Annotated in this window: 1 protein-coding gene; it reads right to left on the bottom strand. The window is 70.9% G+C overall.

Going from position 1 to position 936, the window contains the following annotated elements:
• The coding region (locus IE145_RS33135) for an IS481 family transposase (RefSeq protein ID WP_189529121.1) at positions 1 to 892 on the bottom strand (892 nt) is incomplete at its 3' end.
• Between the last annotated feature and the right edge of the window lie 44 nt (positions 893 to 936).

Genomic DNA, 936 nt, shown 5'->3' with positions numbered 1-936 from the left:
GGCAGCGGTGGTGGTTGTAGCTGTGCAGGAAGTCTGCCAGGGCTTCGGACCGTTCCTGGTTGCTGGTGTAGGGCTTCAGGTAGGCCCATTCCTCGAGCAGGGTGCGGTTGAAGCGTTCGACCTTGCCATTGGTCTGCGGCCGGTAGGCGCGGGTGAGTCTGCCGCTCGCGCCGAGGTCGGCCATAGCATCGCGCCAGGCGAAGCTCTTGCGGTAGGGCCAGGCGTTGTCGGTCAGGACCCGCTCGACGCGGTCGATGCCGTGGGCGGTGAAGAAGGCGGCGGCCCGGCGGAGGAAGGCGGCGCAGGTGGCGGCCTTCTCGTCGGCGTGGATCTCGCTGTAGGCGAGGCGGGTGTGGTCGTCGACGGCGGAGTGGATGTAGTCGAAGCCCATGCCACCGCGGGTGGCGCGGCCGGCCTGGCGGCCCAGGACCTTGTGGCCGCCGCCGTCGGGGATCCGGCCGAGTTTCTTGACGTCGACGTGGACGAGTTCGCCGGGCCTCTCGCGTTCGTAGCGGCGGATGACCTGTCCGGTGGGCCGGTCCAGGAAGGCCAGGCGGTTGAGGCTGTGGCGGACCAGGATCCGGTGAGTGGTCGAGGCGGGCAGGCCCAGGATCGGGCCGAGACGGGCGGGGCCGAGCTTGCGGTCCTGGCGCAGGCGGCACACCCGGGCCTCGGTCGCCGACGGAGTACGGTGCGGTGTCGTCCGGGGCCGGCTGGAGCGGTCGTGCAGGCCTTGCTCGCCTTCCGCCCGCCAGCGGCGGATCCACTTGTGGGCGGTGGGCCGCGATATGCCCATCTCGGCCGCGACGTGCGCGACCGGGCGGCCGGTGCGGACACGCTCGATGAGCAACCGCCTGCCGTGAACGGTCAGCCGGGCATTACGGTGGGACACGAAGACCTCCGTGCGGTGAAGACTCGACACCTCCACCACACCGG

It is taken from the genome of Streptomyces sindenensis, assembly GCF_014649035.1.
GTDB lineage: Bacteria > Actinomycetota > Actinomycetes > Streptomycetales > Streptomycetaceae > Streptomyces > Streptomyces sindenensis.
This window is presented reverse-complemented; position numbering and strand designations above follow the sequence as displayed.